The organism is Candidatus Pacearchaeota archaeon (assembly GCA_038874355.1).
GTDB lineage: Archaea > Nanobdellota > Nanobdellia > Pacearchaeales > GW2011-AR1 > JAVZCO01.
This window is the reverse complement of sequence record JAVZCO010000001.1, coordinates 515,791-542,758: the sequence shown is the minus strand read 5'-3', so window position 1 is coordinate 542,758 and position 26,968 is coordinate 515,791. Positions and strand designations below refer to the sequence as shown.

The 26,968-nt window shown below is 25.3% G+C and carries 25 protein-coding genes; 16 read left to right on the top strand and 9 right to left on the bottom strand.

What is annotated here, in order from left to right; genetic code table 11:
* Positions 1 to 85 precede the first annotated feature (85 nt).
* Together QW117_03245 and QW117_03240 are read right to left on the bottom strand one after the other, a co-directional pair.
* Complete coding sequence (locus tag QW117_03245; GenBank protein MEM3405958.1) at positions 86 to 301, bottom strand: hypothetical protein; 216 nt, start codon at positions 299 to 301, stop codon at positions 86 to 88.
* Positions 294 to 1,748: an aminoacyl--tRNA ligase-related protein gene (locus QW117_03240; protein MEM3405957.1), complete on the bottom strand. Its 1,455-nt coding sequence runs from the start codon at positions 1,746 to 1,748 to the stop codon at positions 294 to 296. Before QW117_03240 ends, QW117_03245 begins: the two co-directional genes overlap by 8 nt.
* A gap of 219 nt (positions 1,749 to 1,967) precedes the next feature.
* Between QW117_03240 and QW117_03235 the strand changes: the two genes are divergently transcribed.
* Entirely contained in the window at positions 1,968 to 2,663 is a 696-nt protein-coding gene (locus QW117_03235) for a methyltransferase domain-containing protein (GenBank protein MEM3405956.1), read from the top strand.
* On the opposite strand, the gene QW117_03230 is transcribed toward QW117_03235, so the two are convergent.
* From QW117_03230 to QW117_03220, 3 genes are read right to left on the bottom strand one after another with little or no spacing between them, the layout of a single operon-like run.
* Complete coding sequence (locus QW117_03230; GenBank protein ID MEM3405955.1) at positions 2,643 to 3,206, bottom strand: hypothetical protein; 564 nt, start codon at positions 3,204 to 3,206, stop codon at positions 2,643 to 2,645. The genes QW117_03235 and QW117_03230 overlap by 21 nt on opposite strands.
* A complete protein-coding gene (locus QW117_03225; GenBank protein ID MEM3405954.1) occupies positions 3,188 to 4,087 on the bottom strand; it encodes a radical SAM protein in 900 nt (299 codons plus the stop codon). Before QW117_03225 ends, QW117_03230 begins: the two co-directional genes overlap by 19 nt.
* Entirely contained in the window at positions 4,077 to 5,366 is a 1,290-nt protein-coding gene (locus QW117_03220) for a radical SAM protein (GenBank protein MEM3405953.1), read from the bottom strand. The genes QW117_03225 and QW117_03220 overlap by 11 nt, the downstream gene beginning before the upstream one ends.
* A 234-nt stretch (positions 5,367 to 5,600) precedes the next feature.
* Between QW117_03220 and QW117_03215 the strand changes: the two genes are divergently transcribed.
* Entirely contained in the window at positions 5,601 to 5,726 is a 126-nt protein-coding gene (locus QW117_03215) for a hypothetical protein (GenBank protein MEM3405952.1), read from the top strand.
* A gap of 132 nt (positions 5,727 to 5,858) precedes the next feature.
* On the opposite strand, the gene QW117_03210 is transcribed toward QW117_03215, so the two are convergent.
* Positions 5,859 to 6,311: a GNAT family N-acetyltransferase gene (locus tag QW117_03210; protein MEM3405951.1), complete on the bottom strand. Its 453-nt coding sequence runs from the start codon at positions 6,309 to 6,311 to the stop codon at positions 5,859 to 5,861.
* Between the two features lie 315 nt (positions 6,312 to 6,626).
* On the opposite strand from QW117_03210, the gene QW117_03205 reads away from it, so the two are divergent.
* The 11 genes from QW117_03205 to QW117_03155 all read left to right on the top strand — a co-directional run bounded on the left by QW117_03205 (position 6,627) and on the right by QW117_03155 (position 16,486).
* Complete coding sequence (locus QW117_03205) at positions 6,627 to 7,004, top strand: hypothetical protein (protein ID MEM3405950.1); 378 nt, start codon at positions 6,627 to 6,629, stop codon at positions 7,002 to 7,004.
* Between the two features lie 129 nt (positions 7,005 to 7,133).
* Positions 7,134 to 8,147, top strand: a complete 1,014-nt coding sequence (locus tag QW117_03200; GenBank protein ID MEM3405949.1) for a bis-aminopropyl spermidine synthase family protein — start codon at positions 7,134 to 7,136, stop codon at positions 8,145 to 8,147.
* Complete coding sequence (locus tag QW117_03195) at positions 8,134 to 9,039, top strand: hypothetical protein (GenBank protein MEM3405948.1); 906 nt, start codon at positions 8,134 to 8,136, stop codon at positions 9,037 to 9,039. Before QW117_03200 ends, QW117_03195 begins: the two co-directional genes overlap by 14 nt.
* 8 nt (positions 9,040 to 9,047) lie before the next feature.
* Positions 9,048 to 9,395 (top strand): S-adenosylmethionine decarboxylase, encoded by a 348-nt coding sequence (locus tag QW117_03190; GenBank protein MEM3405947.1) that lies wholly within the window; start codon positions 9,048 to 9,050, stop codon positions 9,393 to 9,395.
* Positions 9,392 to 10,492 carry a hypothetical protein gene (locus QW117_03185; protein ID MEM3405946.1) on the top strand — a complete coding sequence of 367 codons (1,101 nt, stop codon included), beginning with the start codon at positions 9,392 to 9,394 and terminating at the stop codon, positions 10,490 to 10,492. Before QW117_03190 ends, QW117_03185 begins: the two co-directional genes overlap by 4 nt.
* Positions 10,479 to 11,057 (top strand): methyltransferase domain-containing protein, encoded by a 579-nt coding sequence (locus tag QW117_03180; protein ID MEM3405945.1) that lies wholly within the window; start codon positions 10,479 to 10,481, stop codon positions 11,055 to 11,057. Before QW117_03185 ends, QW117_03180 begins: the two co-directional genes overlap by 14 nt.
* Before the next feature lie 50 nt (positions 11,058 to 11,107).
* Positions 11,108 to 12,082, top strand: a complete 975-nt coding sequence (locus QW117_03175) for a radical SAM protein (protein MEM3405944.1) — start codon at positions 11,108 to 11,110, stop codon at positions 12,080 to 12,082.
* 285 nt (positions 12,083 to 12,367) lie between these two features.
* Positions 12,368 to 13,183 (top strand): type II secretion system protein, encoded by an 816-nt coding sequence (locus QW117_03170; GenBank protein ID MEM3405943.1) that lies wholly within the window; start codon positions 12,368 to 12,370, stop codon positions 13,181 to 13,183.
* Between the two features lie 63 nt (positions 13,184 to 13,246).
* Positions 13,247 to 15,484 carry a hypothetical protein gene (locus QW117_03165; GenBank protein ID MEM3405942.1) on the top strand — a complete coding sequence of 746 codons (2,238 nt, stop codon included), beginning with the start codon at positions 13,247 to 13,249 and terminating at the stop codon, positions 15,482 to 15,484.
* Positions 15,485 to 15,501: 17 nt separating this feature from the next.
* Complete coding sequence (locus QW117_03160; protein MEM3405941.1) at positions 15,502 to 15,882, top strand: hypothetical protein; 381 nt, start codon at positions 15,502 to 15,504, stop codon at positions 15,880 to 15,882.
* Positions 15,883 to 15,922: 40 nt separating this feature from the next.
* Positions 15,923 to 16,486 (top strand): 4-vinyl reductase, encoded by a 564-nt coding sequence (locus QW117_03155; GenBank protein MEM3405940.1) that lies wholly within the window; start codon positions 15,923 to 15,925, stop codon positions 16,484 to 16,486.
* 2 nt (positions 16,487 to 16,488) lie between these two features.
* Here QW117_03155 and QW117_03150 read toward each other — a convergent pair whose 3' ends face one another.
* Positions 16,489 to 18,159 carry a metallopeptidase TldD-related protein gene (locus QW117_03150; protein ID MEM3405939.1) on the bottom strand — a complete coding sequence of 557 codons (1,671 nt, stop codon included), beginning with the start codon at positions 18,157 to 18,159 and terminating at the stop codon, positions 16,489 to 16,491.
* A 147-nt stretch (positions 18,160 to 18,306) separates the two neighbouring features.
* Here QW117_03150 and QW117_03145 point away from each other — a divergent pair, with 147 nt between their 5' ends.
* On the top strand, positions 18,307 to 19,017 hold the full coding sequence (locus QW117_03145; GenBank protein MEM3405938.1) for an ATPase domain-containing protein: 711 nt from the start codon (positions 18,307 to 18,309) through the stop codon (positions 19,015 to 19,017).
* A 128-nt stretch (positions 19,018 to 19,145) separates the two neighbouring features.
* Here the strand turns inward: QW117_03145 and QW117_03140 are convergent, their stop codons facing one another.
* Positions 19,146 to 23,600, bottom strand: a complete 4,455-nt coding sequence (locus tag QW117_03140) for a NosD domain-containing protein (protein MEM3405937.1) — start codon at positions 23,598 to 23,600, stop codon at positions 19,146 to 19,148.
* A complete protein-coding gene (locus QW117_03135) occupies positions 23,591 to 23,986 on the bottom strand; it encodes a hypothetical protein (protein ID MEM3405936.1) in 396 nt (131 codons plus the stop codon). Before QW117_03135 ends, QW117_03140 begins: the two co-directional genes overlap by 10 nt.
* Before the next feature lie 146 nt (positions 23,987 to 24,132).
* Between QW117_03135 and QW117_03130 the strand changes: the two genes are divergently transcribed.
* Together QW117_03130 and QW117_03125 are read left to right on the top strand one after the other, a co-directional pair.
* A complete protein-coding gene (locus tag QW117_03130) occupies positions 24,133 to 26,172 on the top strand; it encodes a hypothetical protein (GenBank protein MEM3405935.1) in 2,040 nt (679 codons plus the stop codon).
* Between the two features lie 134 nt (positions 26,173 to 26,306).
* Positions 26,307 to 26,939: an HAD-IA family hydrolase gene (locus tag QW117_03125; GenBank protein MEM3405934.1), complete on the top strand. Its 633-nt coding sequence runs from the start codon at positions 26,307 to 26,309 to the stop codon at positions 26,937 to 26,939.
* Positions 26,940 to 26,968: the final 29 nt, after the last annotated feature.

The window sequence follows — 26,968 nt, the reverse complement described above, 5'->3', positions numbered from 1 at the left end:
TACTTTAATCTAAAAATCTCCTTAGCATTTTCTGATAAAATTTTCTTTTTATCAGATTCCCTAATGTTTGCATTTAAAATATACTCTAACTCAGAATCATAGGAAAGTCCATAAGGTTCGTTGCTATCCTATATAATTTTTGAAGTATTCTATATGTTTTACTTATACTAAAATTTTTGAAAATTTTTTTAGAAAATAACATATCTAGGTATATTTTTGCTTCATCAAAACCAATTTCTTCTCCTAAGATTTGATAAATTGCTTTTTTGTATAAATTTTCATCCATTTGTACTTTAACCATAAAATATAGGTCTTTTACTTATGCATAGTGGAAGGGGCAAGTCGCGATAAGGCATTCCTTGTTGTTGTTCCAAAAGTTTTCTTTTTAATTCTTCTTCTGAAAATTTTATTATTTTGCCACTTTCTCTTTCCCTAACAGAATATTGTTTCTCTTTCATTTCCTTTTCACCATAAACAATTAAATACCTAATCCATTCATTTTCGGCATTTAAAACCTTTTTCTGAATTGTTTCATTTCTGTCATCAACATCAGTTCTAATTCCATAAGAGTTAAATCGTTTTGCTAAATTTATACTTTCTTCCAAATATTTTTCAGATAAAGGAGCAATTCGTAATTGAGTAGGACAAAGCCAATATGGCAACATTTTCTTTGATTGTGTAAAAGCATTTTCTAAAATACAATATAATAATCTTTCTATACTTCCTATAGAACTGTGAACTATAATACATCCTTTATTCTTACCATCTTTATCCACATAAGTTATGCCATATGTTTCTGAATCTTTAACATCCAATTGAACTGTAGCAAGTTGTGTAGAACCACCAACAGAATCTAAACCTTGAAATTCATGCTTAACTGCCCAATAGTGCTTCATTTCAGAAAGAGTTTCTATAAATGCTGGCATACCAGAATATTTCAACATCTCAATAATTTGTTCTTTATATTTTTCATAAAAATCTTTAACAATTCTAAAAGCAATAGCATATTTTATTCCTAATCCTTTAGTTAAATCATCATAATTTCTATAAAGTTCTTTATATTCTTCCCATCCACTCTCTACATCAGCAGTAAAACTATGAATATCAGGCATATGAAATGCTCTTAATCTTTTAAGCCCAGAAAGTTCTCCAGCTTGTTCATATCTAAAACTCTTGCTAAATTCATAAATTCTTAAAGGAAGATTTTTATAAGAAAACTTAGCATTTTTCATAATTTTAAATAAACCAAAATCTCCTGCAAATCTCATCACAAGCTCTTTTTCTGGCTCATCAGGACATTTAACAGTATAATGTCTTTCATGAAAACTTCCTCCTTGTTCTTTTATTTCTGGATCTGCCCAATTATACATTACTGGTGTTTCTATTTTCATACAGTTAAGTCTTTTAATAGCAATTTCATCACACCAATCTTTGATTAATTCAAAAATCAAATTACCCTTTGGATAAAACTTAAAATGCCCAGAATCTGCTTCAGGAGCATAACCAACAAGTTCTTGTTGTTGCATCTCTTTTATTGAAGGAGACTCTTTTTTAGGCATCATGCCCAATTCTATATTTGTTACATAAGTCTTCAATTCTTGACTGCCTACTTTAGATAATACTCTTTCAACTTCTTCTTTGTTATCCAAATTTATCGAATATTCTTCACCTTTTTGTGTCAAAATAAAATACTCTCTTTTTATTTTTTCACTTATTATTTCTCGTTGTGTTTTTCTTTTATCTTTCATTAAATCTTCAAGTTAATATTATTTAATAATCTTTCTAATTATTTTTATTAAATATAATTTAATTTTCTACTATTTAAACCTTTTTATTTTGTAGTGATTAATAAGTAATAAAAATTACTTTGATATCTTTATAATTTAAAAAATCAACTTCATCTATTTATATTCACTTAAAAGTAACAAAAACAAAAGATTTATAAACCTCAGGATCTTAAAAAGAATATGAAAAAGAATAAAAATTTAGAAAATTATTTATTTAAAGAAATGGAAAGGGAATTTAACAGAAATCAAAGAAAAAAAGTAAGCTCAAAGAAAGATAAAGGATGGTTTGTAAAAAATGATAGACCTGAAGAATATTTAGGAGATCCCTTTCTTTATTATAGTGATGAAGAAGTAGAAAAATATGCACGTTCTGGAGGTATGAGAAGAGCGCAAGAAAAAATTGCGTATAGAGTTTTAGAACTTTTAGAATTAGAACCAGGAAAATCTTTATTAGATATTGGTTCAGGGCCAGGATATACCGCGGAGGTTTATCGCTCTGCTGGATATAATGTGGTATGTATGGATTTAATTCCAAAAATGATAGAAAAAGCAAAAGAAAAAGGATTTGAAGCTTATGTTGGGGATATGAGAGATATTAAAGAATTATTTAATGGTCGTAAATTTGATGGAGTTGTTTCTGTTTCCGCTCTTCAGTGGATCAAAGACAAAAATGACATAAAAAAAGTAGCTCAAGGAATTTATTCTGTTTTAAATGAGGGAGGGCCTCTTATTATTCAATTTTATCCAAAAAGTGAAAAAGAATTAAAAGAGATTGCTAGAATTTTTACTAATAATGGTTTTTATGGAGAAATAATTATTGATTGGCCAGATATACCAAAAAAAAGAACAATTTATTTAGTCATGAAAAGATATTAATTTCCAAGAATTTCCTTCTTTTTTAAAAGTTATTAATTTTTTCATCCAAAACTTTTTAGGTTGGGATATTAAGTTAACATTATACATTAAATTAAGATATTTATCTAAATCTTTTTTTGGCATATGTTCTATAAAATTTTTTACTCTCTTATAGAGTTTATTTTTTTCTTTCTCACTTAGATTAGATATATATTTACAACCAAGACTTAAACCTAAAAAACAATCATCTTCATTGAATCTGACTTTAATAGGAAAAAGTTTACAATCAAGAGGTTTGTTTTTATTAATTAAACACTTCTTTTTTTTATAAAATCGGCAACGAGGAATTTTATTCAAAATTAAATTTCCTTTTTTATCCCGTTTAAATGAATCTATACAAAAAATAGAATTATTTAAATTTATTATTGGATACCCTCTTTTATAAAATTTCTTTGCCTCCTCTTCTAAAAGCCAACCATAAGTTCTACAACAAATATTACAATTTTTACAAACTTTCGAAATTCCTGGAAAAATATTTTTTATATTTATTTTATAAATGGGCATTTTTTACCTGTTAAAAGATTTAATTTTATATTTTTTGAAATATAAGAGAAATAAGGGCAATTTTTTGGCAAATTCTTTTTAGAAAAATTATTTGAGAATTTTTTGAATTTATGAAAATTGGGAGGAAAAAAACTTCCTAAAAATTTTGTTTTTTTACATTGCCTTATTTCCGTACAGAAATAAAACTTTCCTTCAGAGGTTAGAAAAATATTTTTTGGATTAATATTACAACCCCTCTCAATTCTAAATCTTTCGTCAGGAAAAATTTCTTTTAAAATTCTTAAGATTTCTTTATTATTTATTTTTACATATACTTTTTTTTTATTTTTTTTAGCTTTTCCCCTAAAAACGAGTTCGTTTAAACTAATATTTTTAGGATTATATTTAACAATTTTTTTAAGAATTTTTTTGAGATTTAATATGTTCTTTTTATTTAAAGTCATATAAATTCCAAAAGGAATTTTTTCTTTATTTAATAATACTAATGTTCTTTTTACTTTGTTGTAAGAGTTTTTTCCCCTAATAAAATCATTTTCTTCTTTCATTCCTTCAATACTTACTCCAATATAATTAATGTATTTTTTAAGAAAAATAATATTTTTACTATTAATCTGTGTTCCATTTGTAAAAAGGTTATTTACTATCCCTCTTTCATAAGAGTACTTTAAAATTTTTAAAAAATTTTTTTTGATAAGAGCTTCGCCACCAGTAAAATTTATCTGCTTGCACCCCAATTTTTTTAATAGATCTATCACTAAAAAACACTCTTTAGTAGAAAGTTCTTTTTTCGGCTTATAATTAATTAAACAATGTTTACAATTAAGATTACACTTTGTTGTTATTTCCCAATCACATCTTTGAATAAAATTTTTATATTTCATCTATTGCTCCGATATATATAAATTTTGAAAGTAGCTCTCTTAAATCTTTTTTTTCAAAATCATTTGAAAATTTATCTAAAATTTCTTTCTCTAAAATATAATCTTCATTCTTTAAAATAAACTTTACTATTCTTTTAGTAGATTCATCAATCTCTACTGTTTGATACCTTGTAACAATATAAATTTCTTTATGAAAATCATTTAATTTTAAATATCTATTTTTCTTAAATCTTCTCATGTTTGTTGGTACTTTAAATATTAGTTTTTTTGTTTTAATTTTAATTTTATTAAGAGGTTCTTTACAACATCTTACAGAATAATCAATACAAAATTCTCCAGGGAAATTAGAATCAACCTTACAACCTCCTAAACATTCGTAGAGTAAATTACAACTTTTACAAGGCTCATTAACCCAACTTAAATTTCTAAATTCGTCTAATTCTTTTTTATTCCAAATTTTTTCTAATGGTTCTTTTAAAACATTTCCATAAACCTTTAAAGATTGATTACAAATTCTAAAATCGCCATTTGGATTTATAGCTCCAAAAGTTATCCCTGCTCCGCAATTTGCATAAATATTTTCATCAATTAATCTTTTGTCTAAACAATAAGGAATTGCTGTACCAAAACCAAGAGGAATTCCGAAATCTTTTTTTGCTTTTATCATTTGATCTAAAGCAATTTTAAACTGTTTGGTTGAAGGTAAAAGTTTTTTTGTTAATTTGCTACCAATTCCTCCTGGCTCAAATCTATCTACAAAAACACTTTCCGCTCCTAATTTAGTAGAGAGTTTAATTATATTATACATCTGATTATAATTAATAGATGTCAAAACAGGGATAATTCTTACATCAAAACCTTCTTCAATATATTTTTTTATATTACTAATTATTTTATTATAACTTTTAGGATTATTAGTTAAATATTCATGGGTTTTTTTATCTCCATGAATTGGGATGCCTAAGCAAGCGAGATTTTTTGAGAGACCTTTCATATACTTAAAACCATTAGTTACAATTGTAACTGAAGAATATTTTGAAAGTTTATCTATATATTCATTTAATTTTTTAACACTTAAAAGTGAAGGTTCCCCTCCAATAAGATAAACATGGGGTATTTTTGATTTATAAACACTATCTATAATTTTGTCTAATTTTTTATAATCAATAGAGTAATTTCTATTAGGATTATAACAAAAAATACATCCCTGATTGCATCCATAAGTTGTTTCAATATGAATTAAATGGGGTATACTATAATAATGTAGTTTTTCTATCATCTTAAAAAATAAAATAAAAAAGGATTTTATTTATTAGATTTTTTAACATTATTAGAAGATTTTTGATTTTTCTTTTGTAAACTAATTCTCTCAATTTTTTTTACATCTAAAATCGCTTTGCATTTTGACATTTTGTTTTTCCTCCTATATTTTACTTTTATAATTTAAAAAAATAAAAATTTAAAAATCTTTCTTCTTCACAAATTTTATAAACTTCCTTTTTCTTTTTTATTAATGCAAAAAAATTTATTTGAAAAAAAATATAAAGAAGAAAAATGTTTATGGGGATTAAAGCCAGATAAATATATAATTGAAATTTTGGATGTGGGAGACGGAAATGCAGGTGAGCGGAACCGTTAAATTGCTGTTCATTTTTCCTGAATACTTGCAGGGATTGAGTTTTAGTGCAACGTTGGGCGAATGCCCAAAAGCTCAAAGTTGAGTTTGAGTTTTGTATAATATTTCTTGCGAAGCAAGACAATATCTAAGGTTTTAGGGGGTCGCCGTTGTTAATTTCTTAGATAACTTTAAACTCATTCTATATCTATCTATCTTGAAACCCCACTTTTTATAAACTTCTTGAGCAGAATTATCTGGATTTACATCTATTCTACATAAATTAATATTTTTTGATTTAAGAAATTCAATAAATTTATCTTTTAATTTAGTTGAAATTCCTTTATTTCTGAATTTCTTTGAAATAAAAACTTCTCCGATATAACCAAATTTCTCATATAAATATTCTTCAATTATTCCTGCAAGATATCCTATAATTTTGGATTTATCTATCGCCGCCAGGATTATACACCCTCTTTTTAGATAGTCTTCAAATTCTTCAATAATAAAATTTTCTGATTTTTCAGAAATCCCATAATCTTCGTTAAATTCTTGTTTTGTTGGTATAAATACTTCTAAGTATTCTTTTCTTGCTAATTTAATCTTCATAAACGATTAAATCTGTTATAGGTTAAAAAGTTATTCAACAAGCATAGAATTATAAGTTTCTTCCAAAACTTCAGCGAATCTAATATTGGCATATTCATATAAATCGAGAATTTCTTTTCTTTCGATTGTTCGAGATTCGAAAACTGGTAATCCGTATTCGTCATCTTGCTTCTAATCTCTAGTTAAAATTTTTATTCCATATTTATCTGGATTTCTTGCTAACGGAGTTCCTGGATATGGAACCATTATTACATGATTTTTACATGATTTAATGTGTCTATTAAGCCTATTTTTACCATATCGCTTGCAAAATCGATGTTTTTTAAGATCCTTTCTCTTGTATCTTATGGAAATAAATATTTTAATGATAGCGAACCATGGAATACTGTAAAAAAAGATAATAAAAGAACAAACTGTACTTTATATTTATGTGCTAATTTATGTAAAACTCTAGCTATTTTAACACAGCCTTATTTACCAAATGCAGCTCAAAGAATTTGGGAACAGTTGAATTTAGAGGGAAAAGTTACGAAAGTCGGACTTTGGGATTCGGCAAGTAGTATAGATCTACCAAATAATCATCTTATAAATAAACCTTATATTTTGTTCAACAGATTGAATGATGACTACTTAGAACAAATAAAAAAAATAGTTTCAAACCCAACCGAACTTAAAACTTTATTTAATTTTTGAATGTATTGGGCATAGCACAAAAACACTTTTCTCCAAAGCATTTAAGATTAAATGCTAAATTCTTTATTTTCCTAAATTTTTTATTTTGATAAAACAAAATTTAAATATTAACTGATTTTTAAAGAGAGTATGAACAGAATAAAAGAAATAGAAGAGAGTATCAAAAGAAGATATTCTTTTATGGATTTTATGAGATCTGAATCAAAAGTTGAGGACATACTGATGGACTTATGGATTCTATATCAAAAAAATCCTTGTAAAATTGCAAATTATTTAAATAATTGCGATATTCAAAGCAAGTTTAGTTCAAAAAAATGGTTTTTCCCAAAAGAAATTGAGAGGTTTAGAAAAATTAATTCCCCTACATTGAAGTATTCTCAGCTATATACAGACAAACGAACGATGTTTAAAAAACTAGACCTTTTTAAGGATTCATTAAACAAATTTTCTATTAAAAAAATCTTAATCTTAGGAGATGATGATCTATTAAGTATTTTTTTAGCTGCAAATTTCAATAAATTAAAAATAGATGTTTTAGAGATAGATACAAGAATTATAAATTACATTGAGAAGGTTTCTAAAAAAAAGAGATATAAGATTAACACCTTTCATTATGATGTGAGAGAACCTTTACCTAAAAAATTTTTAAAGTCTTATGATTATTTCTTTTTTGATTCTTCACATTGTCTTGGTGGGTATATTTCTTTTTTAACAAGAGTAATAAACTGTTTATCAAAAAATGGTTTCGGCGGCCAATTCGTTATTCAATTAGTTGACGATATTCCTATATTCACATATAAAGAAAGAAAAAAATTATTTAATTTTATTAAATCGCACGGATTAAAAATAAATAAAATAGAAAAGAAAGCAGTTACTTACGATTGCCCGGAAATATTAATTAAAAGATTTATCAAAGAGTTATTAAATTTATTTCAACAAGATGTATCAAAATTAAAACTTATTAGTTTTTTAAAGCGTTTTGGTTTTTCTGAATTTCTTCCAGGAGTTTCATTATCGCCTGAAACAATAATTGAATTAAAAATAACAAAAAATTTTAAATACCCAAAAAATGATTTTTATGATAGATCAAAAGAAAAGAAATGGGGGAAAATGTACTTTTACCAATATTATGAGAAAAAATAAATTAATCTGGTTTAAGAATTGGAATTCTCAAAATATAAAACATTTAATTAGGGTTAAAAGAATTTTTCATAAATTCTCTAGATTTCAAAAGATAGAAATATATAAGTCTAACCTTTTTGGAAAGATTCTTACTCTTGATAATGAGATACAAATTTGTGAAAAATTTAATAGTTATGTTCATGAAAGTCTTATACACCCTGTTGTTTTATCTATGGAAAAAATAAAAGAAGTGTTAGTTATTGGCGGAGGGGATGGTTTTTCTTTAGGGGAATTAATAAAATATCCTTATATTCAAAGAATAGATCTTGTAGAAATCGATAAAGATGTAGTAAATATTTGTAGGAAATACTTCCCAGAAGTTAAAAAATATTTTAACGATAAAAGAGTTCGTCTTTATTTTAATGATGGTTTTGACTATGTAAAAGACACTCATAATAAATATGATCTCATCGTCTTAGATATTTCTGACCCTAAAAATTTTGCTCTAAAGATTTTTTCAAAGGAGTTTATTCTTAATCTAAAGAGAATTATGAAAGAAAAGTCAGCCATTGTTACTCATTGCGAGTCTCCTGACTCTGCGGGAGAAGTTTATTATAGAATAATTCAAACTTACAAGTCTGTATTCAAAATTGTTAGACCTTATAGGATCTGGATACCTCATTATGTAGACTTTTGGGGGAGATTAATAGCTTCTGATATTGTAGACCCCCTCAAATTCTCTGAAAAAGATATAGAAATTAAAATAAAGACTCTAAAAATAAATCTAAAATGGCTTAATTCTATGCTTTTTTATTCAATTTTTCGTTCATTTTCAAATGATATTTTAGAGAATTTAAATAAAAACTGGGGTGTTATTCATGAAAGAGATAAATATCTTTTTTCCAAATTATAAAACACAAAATGATAAATAAAATACATAATTTTATTTTTATTTTAAAGACAAAAACAAAAGATATCTTAGATGACAGAAAAAAGGTTTACAGTATTCTTGATACTATTTCTAGTTTACTTGATTCTAAAATTATAAGAAGAACATATAAATATTATAATCATCAAGGAATAAATATCTGCTATTTTTTGTCTACAAGTCATATTATATATAGCTCTTATCCTGAGTATAATATTGTCATAATAGAAGCTTCTATATGTACAAAACCGCATAAATTAAAAGAATTAATAAAATATCTTAAGAAAAACTTTGATTGCAAGAGCTTAAAAATTAAAAAATATTCAATTAGATTAAAATGACAAAGTTTGATTTTTCATATCCTGAAGGTTTTTTTGGATTTCATAGTGGTTGGAACAATAACGATGAGTTCACAAAAAGATTATCTCTTACATTTAGAAAACCAATTAGACTAAAAATTTATCCTTCAGAAATATTGGAGGAGTATAATCCTAAATTAAAAAATATTCCCTTTTTAATAAAAGATTCAAAAGGAGAGTATCTGGGTTTAAGTTGTGGTACTGGCGGAGCATTAGTAAAAATCGAAGGAGAAACATACAAATTTAAAAGGAATGGTACGAAGTACAAAGGTTTTATTAAGAATTGCATAATCGATAGAGAGATTTTATTTAAAAAGAAGATTATTATAGAAAGTAATATTTATGAGCACAGAGGTACTTTAGATTATAATGATGCTAAGAGGGAAATAAAGAATTACCATTTAATTATCAAAGAAGGATTTGTTAGTCCTTATATTCCGATTGGAATAAGAAGGGTATTATTGCCATTTAGAACATCAGAAACTTATTGTTCTTTAATATACCTTGTTAATAGCGATTTAAGAGTAGATGAATTTTGCATGGCAGTTATAATAAATATTCTTGCAAAATTAAAAGACTCAGTTCAGTTTAACAAGAAAAAAAATTATTTTTTAATTAAAAATATTAAAGTTACAAGAATTCTTAAAGACCATCATGAAAAATTAAAGCTATTATATAACTTAGGAAAAAAGATAGGATTTATCTATAGAAAATTACATAATAAGGGGTTTATAAGAGGTATAGGAAATTCTTGGTACGGGAATGAAATTATTATGCCTAATGGAGAAATAGGAATTACAGATTTAGATTCTATGTATTCAAAAGATTCATTTAAAGGAAATGAAGAATCTTTCTTAAGATTTCAGAAGAATGATTTAAATCTTTTTATAACAGGGGTTTATTCATCTTTAGCATATTTTGAGAATTGTATTTTTGATTTTTCTGCTCAGAGTTTAATTGAAGGATTCAATATAGGATATCTTAAATATAAAGATGTTAAATTAAATAAACATCAAATTCTTTCCGAGATAGAAGAATTTCAAAAAAATAAGGAGATAATGAAAAATGCATTCAAATAAATTTTATTTTGATAAGATATACAAAAGAAAGAATTTTAAATTCGAAGAAGATTCGGGATTGGTAAAAGATATTTTAAAGTTGAAAAAATCTGGAAGTGTTTTGGATTTAGGTTGCGGCGAAGGCGGAAATGCCCTTTATCTTGCAAAAAAAGGATTCTGTGTTACTTGTGTGGATATATCAAGAACAGCAATAAAAAAAATAAAGGAAAGAGCAAAAAAGGAAAAAATAAAAATAAACACGAAAGTCGCCGATTTGGAGTTTTTCAAGATAACAAAAAAATACGACATAATAATCTCTACAGGAACATTTCACTTCCTAAATTATCAAAAAGGGATAGAACTTATAAAAAGAATGAAAAAAATGACAAAAAAACAAGGAGTTAATATAATTATTTCATTTACTGAACAAGACCCGACTTTTAATAAAAAAAGATTATATTTTAGAAATAACCAACTAAAAGAGATATATTCTGATTGGAAGATAATTAAATACCTTAAATTTAAAGAAAAAGACGAACATATGGTTCATTCTCTAGTTAAAATAATTGCGTTAAATGATTGTTAAAGTATGCATATTAGCATAAAATTTATAAATCTTTACTATTTAGTAATAACATGATAAAAGGTTATAGTCTACAAGATCTAACTGTAAATCTGTTCCTAACATCCTTTTGTAACTTGGATTGTAAATGGTGCATCGCAAGAGATTATATGTCTGAATGCCGGAAACCAATGTTTATACAAGAGGATATGATTTTAGAATTAGAAAAAAGAATAAGAAAAGAACCTCCAAAACAAATCAATCTTCTTGGAGGAGAGCCGACTCTTCACCCCCATGCACTAGAAATTGGAAGAAGATTTTATAATTGTGGCACTTCAATAGGCTTGAGTACAAACGGGCTTTGGAATAGAAAATTTAGAAAAGAATTTGAAAGAATAGAATACCCTATAGAAACAGAAATAACTTTTTTAGGATGGCATCATTATAGCTCTAATCAAAAAAAAGAACTCATTGAGACTTTTGAACAACTTAGACAAAAAGGAGGTGTTGTTTCAATTGGTGCAATAATAGATTCTGATAACTTTAGTGGTATTGAACATTTAGATATAGCTGAAAAATATCATTTCGAACTTAGATGGTCATTTTCAGAACCTATAGTTAGCTCTGGCAATCTTTTTGGATATAAGAGCCAGAATACTTTACGAAAGTATGGAAAAAGAATTTATGAAATCGTACAAGAAGCAAATAAAAGAGGCATTGAAACTTGGGGCGATATATGCGTCCCTCATTGTGCATTCAGTGAATCTCAATTAGAAATCTTTGCAAAACAAGAGAATGATGTTTCTTTTATTTGCCCCCCATTTTTTGATATATCCCCTGATTTAACTATTTGGAGATGCCTCCCTTTAAGAATATATAAAATTGACGATTTAAAGAAGTATGGGACCTTCTTAGAAGCTTACAATGCGTTAAAGAATTATGAATGTCGCAATAACTCAGGAGTATTTGGAGAGTGCAAATCTTGTTGTTATCTTAATTCTGTTTGTAGTGGTGGCCCTAGAATTGTGAAAGATTTTAAAAAAAGCTAAATGTTTTTCATCTTCCCAAATTTTATAGCAAGGAAGTTCTCCTTTGACAATCTTGCGCAAAATGCAGTTTTCTTTCATAAAATTCTAAAAGAGAGATGGTTTTTAATTCTTTTCTCTAAAATTTTTATTTTTGTAAACAAAAATGATTTAAAATTTTTATAATAAGAAATCAAAATTATTATTAATCAAATCAAGAAGGATTTAAAAAATCAACTTCATCTATTTATATTCACTTCAAAGTAACAAAAACAAAAGATTTATAAACCTCAGGATCTTAAAAAGAATATGACAAATTATAATAGCTATGCAGATGATTATTTGTTAGGAGCAGATGCTATGCCTTCACCGACAGGAAATGGGTTAGAAGAAAAAACAAATAATAATGATTCTAATTTGCATTCTTTTGCTAAAAGATTATTTAAACAAGGAATAACAAAAAAAGAAGATGTTATTAGAGTAGGGAAAAAAGCAGGTTTTACCTTAATTGAGCTTTTGGTTGTAGTTGGAATAATTGCAACATTAGCTGCAATGCTTATGCCAGCATTAAGCAGGGCAAGAGAAAGCGCAAGAAGAGCAACATGCATGAATAATCTCAAGCAAATTGGTTTAGCCTGCGAGATGTATGCTGCTGATAATGATCAGATGTATCCTTATACAGGTCCTTTAGGTTATGCTAATAATAGAATAAGAACCTCTAGCAGAAAAATTTGTTTAGGAGATTTAATTCCCCAATACATTAATACAACAGATTTAATGGTTTGCCCATCAAACAATTGGACTACAAAAGAAAAAGTAAAAGCAAATTGGGAAGCAAACCAGAATACAGATTCTACATACTTCTATAGAGGTTTATCTGGCGGCTTAACATCTTACAAAGTTGATTCTTCAGAAAGAAGAGAAAAACCAGCTTTAGTTATGGATTATAATGTTAGAGGAGCATATAACTACTTCAATCATAAAGGAGAATATGTAAATATACTTTATGTAGACGGAAGTGTTAAAGGAATTCCTGATAAAGAAGGAAAATTAACTTTACCTGGTCCTGGTCCAACAGAAGCTGACATAGTTTTTGAATATGCAGATAATTTATATAAAAAATAATTCTCACCTGCCTTTAGCTTGCTTGTAAATAATCTTTATAAACTTTATTTTTCTTTTTTATTAATGCAAAAAAAAGCAATTGCTGTTAGTAGTGCTATCATTATAGTTGTTTCATTATTTATTGTTCTCTCAGCAAGCATGTTTTTTCTTCAAGAAAAAAAACTAACAGGATTTGCTGTTTATTCAAATCCTGGAAATACTTGTGGTTTTACAATGAGTGAATCTTCTATATTTTCTGCAGATGTTACATGTTTAGCAGGAGATGGCTTAACAATAATGTGTTCTGATTGTACTCTTGATTGTCAAGGTTATAGTTTTAATGGAAATATTTATGATGAAACAACAGGTTTGATTATTCAAGGAACAAATGTAACAATAAAAAATTGTAATATGAATGATTGGTATATTTGTACAAGTGGAAACGAATATATAGGAATAAATAATTCAGGTTGCTTAAATAATACAGAATGCACATCAAACTGGCAAAATATAACAACAGAATGGCAGAATTTGAATTGTTTAAGCGAGGGAAGGAATCAATCACGTAATATAACTCAATATGACGCAAATGGCTGCAATGAAACTAACACAACTTGGACAGAATACAGAATATTATACATAAGCTTAGTTAATACATCTTGGAGTGAATGGCAAAATTTAACTTGTGTTAATGAACAAATGAATCAATCTCGTTACTTAACTCAATATGATGCTAATGATACAGGCTGTTATGAAAATGAAACTATATATGATTATAGATTAGATGGACCTATATTGCAAAATACAACATTTGGAGAGTGGCAAGAAGATACCTGTATAGGAAATCAAATGAGATTAAAGCAAAGTGCAACTCAATATGATTTATATGGATGTAAGGCAAATGAAACTGTTTATAATTATACCTTTGTAGGACCTAATTGGACTTATACTGATTGGACTGATTGGCAGAATGTAGGTTGTGCTGGTAATGACATGAACCAATCAAGAAGCAGAATAAAATATGATTCATATGGTTGTGCTGAAAATGTGACTGAATATGAATATCAATTAGTAGGACCTGAATATATTAATGTATCTATAGGTGAATGGCAAGATTATAGTTGTGTTAATTCAACAACAAAAAATCAATCACAAGAAATAAATCAATCTGATATTTATGGCTGTGCTGATAATAGAACAATATATAACTATAGATTAATTAGTTGTAATAGTGGTTATATATGTAGTGAAGGAATTTGTGTTGCTTCTTCTAGTGGAGGTGGTGGTAGTGGCGGGGGTGGTGAAAGCTGTAGTGATGAATGTTCATCTGGCCAAGAAGAAAAATCTTGCGTGAATTCAACAACAATAAAAATAAGAACATGTGGAAATTATGATTCTGATTCCTGTTTAGAGTGGAGTAGTTATAGTTATGAATCATGTAGTTATAATTATATTTGTGAAGAAGGAAGTTGTATAAAAAACATAACTTGTATAAATGAATGCTTGCCTGATAATTATCCTCAATGTAAAGATAGTAAAACTTCTTTATTATGTAAATTAAAAGATGACGGTTGTTATTACATAAAAACAGACACATGTAGTGATAATGAAGAATGTAATTATACAACAGGAATTTGTTCTCTTATTACAAAAGAAATAATAGAAGAAGAAAAACCAGAAACAAAAAAAATAAAATTTAAAGGAAAAGGCACTAATATAACATTATCTAAGCCTTCTGATTTTATACCTCACGGAGATATTCCGGATGTTGTTGTAGACACAGCAGCTTATACAACAACTGTTGCTGTTATAGCCACAAGTTTACATTTCTTATGGTTATGGATAATAAGTTTATTTTTGCCATTTTTCATTTTGCGCTTAAGACATATTTGTCTTGCTTATATAGATACAAATATGCAGCTTCCTTTTGTAAGTGAGGATAAAAATAAAAAGCAAATTTTAATAAACAAAAAAGAAATTGAAAAATTTATTTCTTTATTAGAAAATCATTTTAAAGAAAAAATAATTTTAGTTGAAGAAACACAAAATAGTTATAGATTCTTATTTTATAAAGAAGGTTTCATGGAAATTCAATTCGATTATCCTTTAATAATAAATATTCATTTTTCTTCATCAAGAAGGACAAGAAGTTTTAAGAAAGCATTTTTAGAGACAATAAAAACTCTTTATGGAATAGAAAAAATGAAAAAAATTGAAAAGTCTATTATAATAACAAAAGAATCAGCAAGTATAATTTCAGCAATAAGAAATATTTCAAGAGAAAGAAAACTAAAAAAATTAGCAGAAAATTTTAAGAAATAAAATTAAATAAAAATAAAATGAAAAATTATGATAAAGAAAAAAAAGAGAAAATGGGATTTTGCATAACTCTAAAAGCTGTAAATCTTTTTTATGATGAAACTAAAAAATCTTTTTCCGAAATAAGCAAAATAGAAACTTCTATTGAAAAATTTTTAAGAAATTTAGAAAAATCAATGCATGAAGTGATATGGTATATAGGAATAGATTTTATTAACGATAAAATTTGTGAAAGATTCATGTTTTCAAAATCCGGTTTTATGGAGATATACTTAATGCCACAAGAATTAAATATTTATGTTACATCTAAAGAAAAAATGAATAAATTGTATAATGCCTTAAAAAAAACTTTAATAAAATTAAAAAAAACATACTTAATAAAAGAAATAAAAATAAAATAAATTTAAAAAGGTAAAAATATTAAATAATAAAAAGAGGAAAATGTTAAGTCCTTTACTTAAAAAACTACTTTTTGTAAGACAATTTTCTATAGACAATGGGAAAATAAATATTCTAGGAAATAGACATGTAATGCTTAGCGATGATGTTTTATTAGAATTACAAGAAATAGATGATGTTAGGTTATATTCTTTAATAAAAGATTCAACTTTATTACAACTATCCAAATTTGTTGAGCATGCTAAGGTTTATAAACAACTTAAAGAAGTGGTTGCTTTAGACATCTCAACTCTAAGTAAAAAAATAAGTAGTAATGAAGGAATAATAAAAACAATTCAGGATATATTTGATATATATGGGTTAGGAAAGATGATTATAGCTTCTTTAGATAATACAAAAAAGCAAGCAGTAGTAAGAATATATGAAAGCGTACTTGCAGAGACTTATCTTAAAAAAAATAAAAAAAGAGCAGAAAAAGCAGTGTGTGCAATAACAGCAGCTGTAATAGCAGGAATTTTTTCATATGTTTTTGGAAAAAAAGTTGATGCTATAGAAGAAAAATGCAAAGCAAAGAATGGAGATTATTGTGAATTTATTATTAAATAAGATTATTCTCTTTTGTTGCTTATTCTTGATTTTTCTATAGTTAAATTTTCTACTACTACCAATGAAGGTGATTCGCTTAAAGTTGTTATGCAACCAGAATCACTGCCACAATAATGATTTTCTTTAACATATTCTCCACCAACAAAAGCGATATTTTCAAAAATAGAGCGAGGCATAAAATTTAATGAAATATTTTTTAATATAGGTGTTATTTTTCCGTCTAGATTTATAAGAAATGCTTCTGATGGATATAAAGTACAAATGGTTTTTCTTACTTCTTGATCTTCATCAGAATCTTCCCTTTCTTCTTCTAATAAATTTACTTCTCCAGCAGAACTATTAAACAAGATTCCATAACTTTTTCCTTTTCTTTTTAACATTTCTATGAAAAAATATAAAATCTCTTTTTCATTTTTTAATTTTTGATTCCATCTAACTAGTAAATTACTAACTCTTGGTTCAACATATTCCTTTATATCTTCTGCTCTTGCATGACCATTTAATTCTAAATCAATAGAATCTAAAAACTTAAGTTTTGCTTTGCTTTTTCTATCACAAATAAAATTTTCTAAAAAACCATTACTAATCAAATTAACTTTTTTTGCTGGAGTTCCTTCATCATCAATATTATAATAACCCCATTCTCCCTTTCCTGGATAAAAAGGATCTAATATAACAGAAAGATTTTCATTACCAATTTTTTTACCAATATCTTCTAAAGAGAATATCCCTACCATATCATCTACTTGGTACGAAAGAGAAAATAAATGAGCTGCTCCTGCTTCATGAACAGCATCTGCATAACTTTTTTCTATAAATAATATGTCATAAGTTCCTGGTTTTATATTAATAGCATTTTTTTGATTTATAATTTTTTTTTCTAAATCCAATATTTTCTTTTCTATTTTTTTCTCTTTTAAAATATCTTCTAAATTTTTTTCCCTAATTTTTTCTGTAATTTTTATTTTTCCTATCCCAGTTTTAACAAAAGCATTCATATATATTTCAAATGTGCTAGATGGATCATAAATTATTTCTGTTCCCTCAGAATTAACTAACATTTTTTCATTTTTTAATGATAAAATTTCTATTTCTCCGCTTTCATCTACCACTTTACTTCTATCTAAGTTTTTGGAAATATTTATAGCAATTTCTTCTATTTCAGAAAGATCGTAATCAAAGTTTAAATAAAAATTTGAATAATATTTTGTTGGTTGTATTGTTTCAAAAAAATCATATTTTCTAATCGCATTTTTTCCTGTATTATCAGAAGCACTTGATATATACCCAGCTAAATTTGTTATAGCATCATTTAAACTTTCTTTTCTGCACTTTTCTATTATCTTAAAAAATCCTTCTTTTGAAGAAGGTTTTATTTTATAATAACCATTTCCATAAGCACCTCCATAAAACTCTTTTTTTGTTGTTGGCCTAATAAAAGTAATATAACTTACATTTCCAACTTCTCTTTTATCTGAATTAATAATTTCTCCTTTTTCTGCTGTAACTTCTATAATAGTATTATTACTAAATAACATAGAAAAATATTCTTCTTCTAAGTCATATGGTAAAGAAGATGAAAATTTTTTCTTTATTTCTTCTTTACATTCTGGACTTTTAAAATGTTCTCTTATTTCTTTTAAAAATTCAAAAATTTCTTCCTTTTTTAACATAATTAAATAAGAAAAGTTTTATTTATAAATAAAATTATACTAAAAAAATATTTTTATAATATCTATTTATTTATAAATAAAATTATTTTTATAAATAGTTAAATTTAAATATATCAAATTTTATATAAAAATATAAAAAGAGGAAAAATGCCAAAACCTTCTGTTGACGAAATGTTAGTAGAAAGATGCCCAACAGGAATTCCGGGATTTGATAAGTTATGTAATGGTGGTTTAGTGAGAAATAATACATATGTTGTTTTAGGTGGTCCTGGAGCAGGGAAAACTATTTTTTTATTGCAATATTTATGGACTGGCTTAGCATATAATGAGAATGGACTTTACATAAGTTTTGAATCTGATTTAACAGATGTAATGCAAGATGCTTATATTTTAGGTTGGGATTTTTCTAAGTATGATCAAGCAGGAAAATGTAAATTTATAAGATTAGATCCTTCTATAACTGATAAAGAATTAACAAAACAAATAATGTCTTTTGTAGCAAAATATGATGTTAAAAGAGTATGTATAGATCCTTTAAGTGTTTTTAATATGACTATAAATGATCCAGCTAGAATAAGAAGAATATTATATGATTTATGTTCTTTGTTAAAAAGATTAAAAGTTACAGTATTGTTAAGTTTAGAAACTCCAGGAGATGGAGAAGGAGATTTATCTTCTTCAGAAGAGGTTCATAACATTGTAGAATTCTTAACTGATGGTGTTATAAAATTACATTCTTTAGGTGTAGGTGGAGAAGCAGATAGAGCAATAAGAATAATAAAAATGAGAAGAACCGCCCACGTGAGAGAACCTGTACCAATGAAGATAACAAATAAAGGAATTGTTGTTTTAAGTTAATAGTAAATTAAGTAAAGAAGATAAGTTAGTAATAAGATTAAAAAAATTTTTTGAAATATATATTTTTTTGATATGTTTTTTAAATCTTCTTTAAAGTACTATGGATTATCTTATAATAAACAAATCTTTTAATCTTTTTTTAATTTTTTGTAATAATAAATTAATAAAATTACTAAAAATAAGATTACAGAAAACCAACTAATAAAAGGCAAAATAATCTCTGAAAAACAAGGAATTATTGCTTCATTTAAATTATTACATCCTCTTGGTTGATTTCCTTCCCAAAAAACATTAATATTTAAGTATCTTATTCTACCATTGATACACTCTGTTAAAGATTCTTCTTTTATTGTGCAATTTCCATAATTATTTAAATTTTCATTAGAGAATATCTTTTTATTATTTTGTTCGTATTTTGCGTAACATTTTTGTGAAGTTTCATTCCATATGCATTTACAATTTTGTATATAATTCACATAAATTCCATCATTTGTATTATTGAAAAAAAAGCCACCACATTTTAATCCTAAATCTTGAGCAGAAAACAAGCTATGAATGCTATTTTTCGCTATCTCTAAACTATAATTTTCGCAATCTTCTTTTGTTTTATAATCAAAACAAGTTTCTATATGTTCTTCTTTGCATATATCGCTAATACATTTATATCCTAATGGACAGCAAGTTTTACTTGAAAAAATTAAAACATTTTCTCTATAACAATCATTTAAACTATCTTCTGAATCACCAGAAGAATTTATCCAATATTCTCCTCCAGAAGAACAATAATATCCTACTGAGGGATAGACATTAAATTGATTATTAATCTTTTCACTTTGGATAGGATCGTCAAACTCTACATATAATTCTACATAATGTTGGCCTGGTTGAAAGTATAAACTAAAGTTTAGTCCAGAACTACCATTTGTCTGTAATTCATTCAACCCTTTATCAAAAGTCCAATAAAATCTCATTTCATCATAAGATTTTATATTATCCAAAATATTTTTATTATACATATCTTTTGATAAACAAATCCCTATTAAGCAAGTGATATTATTAGTAGAAGAATTATATAATATTGCGTGACTTCCAAGAGCACTGAAATTTACAATTTCAGAAGAGAAATTATTATCTTTAGGTTCGCGAATATTAGCAAAAGCATATTTCTTTGTTGAACTTTTATCTATGACATAAATATTTCTTTTTAAAGAATATTCAGTTTCTCTTGATTTTATTTTTAAAATAACTTCCTTTTTTCCATCAGAAGAATAATTATGTGTTATATTGTAATTTTCGTAAGTAAATGTGTTGCCTGAAACATAGTTACCATCACCAAAATACCAAGTGTATTCAATTATATCATCTATATCGTGAGTATTTTGTATAAATCTTATTTCTTCATTTGTATAATAATATAAATCTTCTCTTGGCTCAATAATTTCATAATAAGTAGGAGAATCACTTTCTTGCAAAATTTCTAATATATTTGATTCATTTTTTATAGTATCATTTAATTTTGCTATGAAATAAACTCCATCACTTTCTCCATTAGAACAATATCTTGCTTTCCATAAAGCAATTGCTTTTCCATTAATAACATTTGCTCTTGCATATCTTGCTTCATTAGGCCAGTCACCAGAACAATCTACATCAAATAAACCTTTATCTACTTCATGAACTTCAAAATTAATTTCTTGTCCGTTATATTCTTCTCCTATGTTGTATATCATTAATACACTATCATTTACATTAGTTTTGTTTATATAATTTTGATTCATATCTGCCCAGTATGCTATTCCTTTTGGAATTTTTTTTAAACAATCATTAGGACAAGAAGTATAGTTTTCTCCTATATTTTCATTACAAATATTATCTCCACAAAAAGACTGACAACCCTTTGCAATATAATCAATTAATAATAAAACATCAGAATCATTCATATATCCATCTTTATCTAAATCACATATCTTTCCTATAGGACAATTATCTAATTCGTATGGGGGATAAAGTAAAAATAAAAATGTAATATCTGTTCCATTTAAAATTTTATCATCATTGTAATCATAAGGATGATTTTCATTAACATTACAACCAAATTCTGGTTGTGTTGTATTAACAACAAAACTAACTTGTTCTGTATTATTTACATTGCTAGCTGTATCATTACACCAGAACCTTGCTGTGTAGCTTCCGTCGTTTAATTGAGTTATGTTATAGAAGTATGTGTCATTTAATTTTGTCATGGTTATATTTGTTTGCCAGTTATTAAGAGTATATTTACAAGATGATAATGCTTTATTTGCTGTTATGTTAAAGCTGATTGTGTTTGTGTTATATGTTATGTTTGCTGGTGAGATTATTGTTAGTTGAAATGGTGTTATACCAATGCTACTATAAATAGCTAAGGGCAAATAATCTATGTTATTAGAAGCAAGAATATAAGCAGAATCGCAAATTCCATCTGAATCAGAATCAGAACAAGTCTCGCTGTATCCAGTTCCATCTGGTTTTGCCCAGAAGTTACCACCTAAATAATTTCCGCCTATTATGTTTGTGCCTGATGTTTTTGTTGTGTTCCAATTATTAGCTCGTGGTGTTCCAATAAAATAGAAGTTGTTTGTGTTGTTAAAGAAATTATTGTAAATTGTGTTAGGAGTTGAATCTGGTGAAGATAAATAAATTCCATATTGTGTATTTTTTGTGATTGTGTTTGAGTGTAATGTGTTATTATTTGAACTTGAAGAAAGAGAGATACCACGAAAATTTAAATTAGCTGTTGAGTTTATGATTTGGTTATTTGAACTTGAATCAAGATAGATACCATTATTATTTGAATTAGCAGTATTATTTACTAATATACTATTTGATAAGCTAGGTAAATCAAATCCAAAACCTCCAGAATTATTATTCGCAATATTATTCATTATTGTATTATTTGATCCACTTATCCTAATTCCATAACTATTTGAATTAGCAATATTATTCATTATTGTATTATTTGATCCACCTAAAAGAATCCCTATATCACTATTTGAATTAGCAATATTATTCATTATTGTATTATTTGATCCACTTAAATAAATACCGTACCAATTATTTGAAGAATTTATATTTATGAAATTTGAGTTATCAGTTAAAAAAGCAATAAGCCCATTATTCTTTTTGATTTGAGAAGCTTCTATTGTTATATTTGTGATGACTGAATAATCTGCATTACATAATATTAATTCGGATAATACTTCATTTGATAAATTTATTGAATTATTAAAATATTTAATAGTTCTGTCCATAGAACCAATGTTATTTTCTAATATATTATTGCAATCTTCATTTTTTGATGCATAAATATAAATATCAAAATTATTATTCTCTTTTATTATATTATTAACTACCGTATTATTTGAACTTGAATAAAGATAGATACCACGAGAATTTAAATTAGCTGTTGAGTTTATGATTTGGTTATTTGAACTTGAATAAAGATAGATGCCATAAGAATTTGAATTAAATATTGAATTTATGATTGTGTTATTTGAACTTGAATAAAGATAAATACCATAATAAGAATTATTAACAAAAATATTAGTTAAATTAGAGTAATCTGTTCTAACTAATAAAATTCCATTATTCTTTTTGTTAATATGAGTTAGGTTTACATTTTTAATTACAGAATAATCAGCATTACATAATATTAACTCAGAAAAGTTATTGTTCCAGCCTTGTATATTTACAGTTTCATTATAATATATTATAGGTTTATTATCTGTTCCTATTACATTTTCAAGTTTGTTTTGGCAGTATGAATCTTGTGAAGAATAAAGATATAAATCATATACTATATTATTAATTAAACTTGAATTTATGATTTGGTTATTTGAACTTGAAGAAAGATAGATGCCATAATAATTTGAATTAAATATTGAATTTATGATTGTGTTATTTGAACTTGAATAAAGAAAGATACCATACTGAGAATTTGAATTAAATGTTGAATTTATGATTTGGTTATTATTTGAACTTGAAGCAAGATAGATACCATACTGAGAATTTGAATTAGCTGTTGAGTTGATGATTGTGTTATTATTTGAACTTGAAGTAAGATAGATGCCATAATAATTTGAATTAAATATTGAATTTATGATTGTGTTATTTGAACTTGAAGAAAGATAGATACCATACTGAGAATTTGAATTAGATGTTGAGTTTATTATTGTGTTATTATTTGCTCTATATAAATAAATTCCTCCAAACCAATCTGTTAATATGCAATTTTTTATTATTACATTTGTATCTGTTGATGATGAACGATAAACACGAATTCCATATGTGTTAGATGTGTCTTTTCCGTCTATAGTATATCCTTGGCAATCTAATGTGACATCATTTGCTTGTATGTCTATACATATTGATGCTGATGAATTAATTATATCAGCAGTTAAAGTGTATTCTCCTGGAGAGGTTATAGTAGTGCAAGAAGAAATTTCTGTAGCTGCACTTACAAAACTTATAGAGTTATAAAAAAATAAAATAATAATAAATAAAGAAAAAATGAAAAATATTAATTTTATTTTTTTTACTGACATTTTATTCTTGCCTGTTTTCCTTCTAAAAATGATATTATTTCATGTTTATAATCTTGAGATATTTCATAAGGAATCTCGCAATTTAAATAAGTTCTTTTCATTGTTTTATAACTATATGCTATAACATTAACATATAATAGATTATTCTTAAATTCATTTATTGTTATTCCTAATAAATAATCCCCCTCTGTTATAGATATTTTAGATTTTTCTTTATTCTGTAAAGAAGAAAAAAAGCAAGTTTCATCATAACATTTATTTATTTCTTTTTTACTTTTAATTATTTCATAATATGTGCTAAAAACAAAAATAATTAATAAAATTAAAAGAAAAATGATACAGCATAACAAAATTATAATTATTTTTTCTTCTGGATATTTTTTCATTTTTAAGTTATTTAATAACTTTACCTTCTTTTAATATTTATAAAGTTATTACGTATATAAATTTTATTATTATTCAATAAAATCTAATCTTTTTGGATAGCATAACAAAGAAAAATCTTTAAAAACTTTCAATTCTATACTACCTTATGAAAAAAAACAAATTTTATCTTATCTCTATATTTTTTATTATTTTGCTATCTATACATTTAATAAAAGCAGAAATAACCATATCAGAACCAAAAAAAAGCATTTATAATTTTTTAGATAGCGAAGACATTTCAATAATAATAAAAGATTCTTCCAAACAACAAAAACCATTTTCTTTAGATTTAGTTTGTGAAAACGGAGATAAAAATTTAATGCAGATTCCTTCTTTGTGGATAAAAAAAGGAGAGGAAAAAATAACTTATTCTATGCTTTTTTCAAAATATTTTCTTGATGATTTAAAAGGAAATTGTAAGTTTTTAGCAAGTTATGGAAATGAAAAGAAAGAATCTAATACCTTTATATTAACAGATGAAATAAACATAACATTAAACATAAAAGAAACGCAAATAAATCCAGGAAGTAATTTAAAAATAGAAGGAACTGCCCTACCTTTAAATGGAAAAACTGCTTCTTTAAATATAGAAATTTATTTTGAGGGAACAAAAAAAGAAACACAAACAATAAACAACAAGTTTTCTTCAATAATAAACATACCGAATGACATAAAATCAGGAAATTATAAAATAAATATTTATGCATATCAAAAAGAAAATGATATTGTAGAAAATGAAGGTGAAGAACAAATAATAATAACTATAAATCAAGTTCCAACAAGTTTAGAAATTGTTACAGATAAAGATAGTTATTTACCTAATGAAGAAATAAGTTTATATTCTATTGTTTTAGATCAAGCATTAGACCTAGTTGAAGGAAAAACAAATATAGAAATTTATGATTCTTATAATAATTTGAAATATAGCAAGGAAGTTTTATTAGGAGAAAAAAATTATATTGCTGTTCATTATAATGATATCCCAGGAAAATGGAAGATAAAGGCAAAATCCTTTAATTTAACAAAAGAAAAAATAATAACAATAAAAGAATTAGAAAGAGCAAGGTTTAATTTAGAAAATAGCGTTTTAAAAATAACAAATATAGGAAATATTCCCTACAATGAATCTTTAAAAGTAACAATAGGGAATTATACTGAAGTTATTGATGTTTTTTTAGATATAGATGAATCAAAAGAGTATAAATTAGAAGCACCAGATGGAGAGTATAACATAGTTATAGAAGATGCATATGAAAATTTTATTGTTAATAATGTTCCTTTAACAGGAGCTGCTATAAATATAGAAGAAATAAAAGAATATTTATATGATTGGAAAAGTTATATTTTTGTTTGGATATTCTTAATAGCTTTAATAATTGCTTTACTATTTGTTATCTTTAAAAAAAATAAATTATCTTATGGTAGTAAAATAAACGAAGAGAAATACGGAATAGAAAAAATAAGACCATCTTTGATTAAGGAAGAAAAAAATGAAATTTCAAAAAGAAATACAAAAAACTTTCCAGAACATATAGATAAAAACTTCATAAAAATTCACTCTGTTAATGCCCAGTATGAAGTAGAATTAAAAGGAAAAGAGGAAAATGTTTCTGTTCTATCATTAAAATTTGAGAATTTACAAAAATATTTAATAAGTAATAAAGATGTAATAGAAACAATAGTTAATTCTATAAAAGAAAGTAAAGGTTCTATATATCAGAATAACAATTATATAATAGGAATTTATTCTTTCTTAAATACAAGAACATTTGAAAATGAGAAAATTGCAATAAAAACAGCAGAAAAAATTTATTCTTTAATAAAAGAACATAACAAAAAATTTAAGGAAAAAATTAATGTAGGAATAGCTATTCATACAGGAAAAATGATTCTAAGAAAAGAAGAGAAATTGAAATTCTTGCCTATTGGAAACACTTTATCACTATCAAAAAAATTGTCAGATATTTCTTTAAACAAAAATAATTTAATTTTATTGTCAGAAGAGATATACAAAAAGTTAATGTCAATAATAAAAGCAGAAAAAATAAATGTAGAAGGAATAATAGCATATTCTTTAGAAAAATCTTTAGTAAGAGAAAGTAATGAGAAATTTATTCAAGATTTCCTAAGAAGAAATAAATTTTAATTTATTTAGAAAAATCAAAATTCTTTTTTCCTTAAAAATCGGTATAGAAAAGATATTATATTCATTTAATTCATAAGATTAATAAATACAAGAATTCTTCTCAAATAAAAATTTAAAAGTTATAAAATATGAAAATGAAAATAAAACTTTTAATATTTGATTTTGATGGAACTCTTGCAAATACAAAAAATTTATGGTATAATACAATAAAAAAATACTTAAAAAAAGAAGGAATTTCTTTTTCAAAAAAAGATTTTCATACTAAATTTTTAGGAATAAAGGTTGAAGAAATATTAAAAAAACTAAAAATAAAAAACAAAGAAAAAATAAAAAAACAAATCCATAAAGAAGTTTTTTATAAAATAAAAAAAGTGAATTTAGCTAAAAGCATAAATTATTTAAAAAAAATTAAAGTTAAAAAGATAATAATTTCTAATACAACAACAAAAAACGTTCTTTCTTGCATTAAAAGTAAAAAAATAAATTATTTTAAAGAAATTTATGGTGGTGATAAATTTGAAAATAAGGAAGAATTTATAAAAGAATATATAAAAAATAATAAATTAAATAAAGATGAAGTTGTATATATAGGAGATACTATAAGAGATATAAGATTAGCAAAAAAAATAGGTTGTATAAGCATAGTAATAGTTCATAATATCTCTTGGAATAATAAAAAAGAATTGTTAAGGAATAATCCTTCTTTTGTAATAGAAAGTTTTAAAGATTTAAAAGATTTAATTAAGAGGAAGAGTTTGAATGAATAAAAAAATTAAAGTTTTAATTTTAAAAATTT

Coding starts and splice junctions, on each gene's coding strand:
- QW117_03245 (MEM3405958.1), bottom strand. CDS start 301: ATGGTTAAAGTACAAATGGATGAAAATTTATACAAAAAAGCAATTTAT.
- QW117_03240 (MEM3405957.1), bottom strand. CDS start 1,748: ATGAAAGATAAAAGAAAAACACAACGAGAAATAATAAGTGAAAAAATA.
- QW117_03235 (MEM3405956.1), top strand. CDS start 1,968: ATGAAAAAGAATAAAAATTTAGAAAATTATTTATTTAAAGAAATGGAA.
- QW117_03230 (MEM3405955.1), bottom strand. CDS start 3,206: ATGCCCATTTATAAAATAAATATAAAAAATATTTTTCCAGGAATTTCG.
- QW117_03225 (MEM3405954.1), bottom strand. CDS start 4,087: ATGAAATATAAAAATTTTATTCAAAGATGTGATTGGGAAATAACAACA.
- QW117_03220 (MEM3405953.1), bottom strand. CDS start 5,366: ATGATAGAAAAACTACATTATTATAGTATACCCCATTTAATTCATATT.
- QW117_03215 (MEM3405952.1), top strand. CDS start 5,601: ATGCAAAAAAATTTATTTGAAAAAAAATATAAAGAAGAAAAATGTTTA.
- QW117_03210 (MEM3405951.1), bottom strand. CDS start 6,311: ATGAAGATTAAATTAGCAAGAAAAGAATACTTAGAAGTATTTATACCA.
- QW117_03205 (MEM3405950.1), top strand. CDS start 6,627: ATGTTTTTTAAGATCCTTTCTCTTGTATCTTATGGAAATAAATATTTT.
- QW117_03200 (MEM3405949.1), top strand. CDS start 7,134: ATGAACAGAATAAAAGAAATAGAAGAGAGTATCAAAAGAAGATATTCT.
- QW117_03195 (MEM3405948.1), top strand. CDS start 8,134: ATGAGAAAAAATAAATTAATCTGGTTTAAGAATTGGAATTCTCAAAAT.
- QW117_03190 (MEM3405947.1), top strand. CDS start 9,048: ATGATAAATAAAATACATAATTTTATTTTTATTTTAAAGACAAAAACA.
- QW117_03185 (MEM3405946.1), top strand. CDS start 9,392: ATGACAAAGTTTGATTTTTCATATCCTGAAGGTTTTTTTGGATTTCAT.
- QW117_03180 (MEM3405945.1), top strand. CDS start 10,479: ATGCATTCAAATAAATTTTATTTTGATAAGATATACAAAAGAAAGAAT.
- QW117_03175 (MEM3405944.1), top strand. CDS start 11,108: ATGATAAAAGGTTATAGTCTACAAGATCTAACTGTAAATCTGTTCCTA.
- QW117_03170 (MEM3405943.1), top strand. CDS start 12,368: ATGACAAATTATAATAGCTATGCAGATGATTATTTGTTAGGAGCAGAT.
- QW117_03165 (MEM3405942.1), top strand. CDS start 13,247: ATGCAAAAAAAAGCAATTGCTGTTAGTAGTGCTATCATTATAGTTGTT.
- QW117_03160 (MEM3405941.1), top strand. CDS start 15,502: ATGAAAAATTATGATAAAGAAAAAAAAGAGAAAATGGGATTTTGCATA.
- QW117_03155 (MEM3405940.1), top strand. CDS start 15,923: ATGTTAAGTCCTTTACTTAAAAAACTACTTTTTGTAAGACAATTTTCT.
- QW117_03150 (MEM3405939.1), bottom strand. CDS start 18,159: ATGTTAAAAAAGGAAGAAATTTTTGAATTTTTAAAAGAAATAAGAGAA.
- QW117_03145 (MEM3405938.1), top strand. CDS start 18,307: ATGCCAAAACCTTCTGTTGACGAAATGTTAGTAGAAAGATGCCCAACA.
- QW117_03140 (MEM3405937.1), bottom strand. CDS start 23,600: ATGTCAGTAAAAAAAATAAAATTAATATTTTTCATTTTTTCTTTATTT.
- QW117_03135 (MEM3405936.1), bottom strand. CDS start 23,986: ATGAAAAAATATCCAGAAGAAAAAATAATTATAATTTTGTTATGCTGT.
- QW117_03130 (MEM3405935.1), top strand. CDS start 24,133: ATGAAAAAAAACAAATTTTATCTTATCTCTATATTTTTTATTATTTTG.
- QW117_03125 (MEM3405934.1), top strand. CDS start 26,307: ATGAAAATAAAACTTTTAATATTTGATTTTGATGGAACTCTTGCAAAT.